Below are 1,444 nucleotides of genomic sequence, written 5' to 3' on the forward strand. Positions count from 1 at the left end.
ACACTCGGCCAAACACCAGCGTCAGGAAAATACCGCCCGAGCCCGGCCAACGGTTCAAGATTCCCTTAATGTATTCCTGCTAGTCCGAAGAAACTCTTACCGGAATCGACAATGGTCACAGACATCGGCACATTCGGTGCGAATTCCGACGCAACGGCAACCAGGCAGAGCTGGGTCGTCGATACCCTCGTCTTCGTCGCTGCCGGTCTGTACTCGATTTTCGCCGAATCCATGCCCGAGCCGATCCAGGTGGCCATTGCCGGGGTCGTCAGCCTTTGGCTGATCCTCGCCGCCTGCCTCCCCATCGTTCGCCAAGGCATGGTCTATCTGGACATCAGAAGCTTCGCGCTCATTCTCTCGATCTGCTCGATGCTGGTGACCTACACCTTCCTGGTTTCGATAAACACGCCGCTCAACGATTATGCCCTCACCATCCTGCGCGTGATGACGGGGATATCTGCACTCGTCTACTTCATGCGGTATGAGGGAACCATCCTGACGGGGGCGAAAATCGCGATCTACGTTACCGTTTCGATCGTGGCCGTCGCGACGACAGCCTTGTACGGCCTGTATGATTACGCCGGTGTTCTGCGACCCTATCCGTTTGCCGGCGTGGATGCCATCCACTCCAGCGCATACATTGTGTCGGGGGCGCTTGTCGGCGTCGTGCTGATGCGGTTGCGACGGGAAGTCGGCGCGTTGACCGCCTGGCTGGTGGGTCTCCCCCTGTTCGGCCTTTTCATTGCCTATCAGGTCCGCACCACCTGGGTGATGCTGTTGGTCTTCTCCGCGGTCCTTCTCGTTCAGGCCATACGTCGCCGCACGACTCATCGGCTGTTTGCTTCCGCGGTGGGTCTGGGGTTTGCAACCTCCGTCCTGGTGCTTCTTGCCCTGGTATTCCTCTTCATTCCCAATTTCGACCTTGTCGAGTTTTCAAGTGGCCGGACGTCGACCTATGCGGAGCGTTTCAGCATGCTCGCGGAGCGTTCGAGCAGCCAGTGGCTGTTCGGTACCGGCCTCGGATCCGACATGTTCTTCAGCACCAGCTGGTGGTGGGAAGCCAAGGATTCGCACAACGACTTCCTCAATGTCGTCATCGAGCAGGGGCTTGTCGGGCTCTTCGTGATTCTGCTGACCTTCGGCTGGTCGCTGCGCCATGCAAACAACCTCCAGGCCGCGGTCCTCGTCGCGTTCATCAGTGGGTCGGCAATCAGCAATGCACTGCTTGTCCGGCCGATGCTCGCCGTACTCTTCCTCGCCGCGATCGTGCCATCCCCGTCCTCGAAGGTGGCGCAGCAGGATAGTTCGTTCGACCGCCCGGCGTCACGACGACTGTAGCAGGCCTGGCGACAGGTCCAGGCCTCCGAGCTGTGTTGCCCGGGGCTTGGAAAGCTGTTTCCGCATATCGCCCTTCTTTTCCTGACGCTGGTGTTTGGCCGAGTGC

At 59.6% G+C, this 1,444-nt stretch carries 1 protein-coding gene; it reads left to right on the forward strand.

Annotation, left to right across the window (positions count from 1 at the left end; genetic code table 11):
- The first annotated feature begins 111 nt into the window (after positions 1 to 111).
- Entirely contained in the window at positions 112 to 1,338 is a 1,227-nt protein-coding gene (locus EXZ48_RS34495; protein WP_130521566.1) for an O-antigen ligase, read from the forward strand.
- Positions 1,339 to 1,444: the final 106 nt, after the last annotated feature.

Origin of the sequence: Shinella sp. JR1-6 (genome assembly GCF_004284735.1) — a bacterium.
Taxonomy (GTDB): domain Bacteria; phylum Pseudomonadota; class Alphaproteobacteria; order Rhizobiales; family Rhizobiaceae; genus Shinella.

Bases quoted from the DNA above. Each gene is read 5' to 3' on its own strand.
- EXZ48_RS34495 (WP_130521566.1), top strand. From the start codon at position 112: ATGGTCACAGACATCGGCACATTCGGTGCGAATTCCGACGCAACGGCA.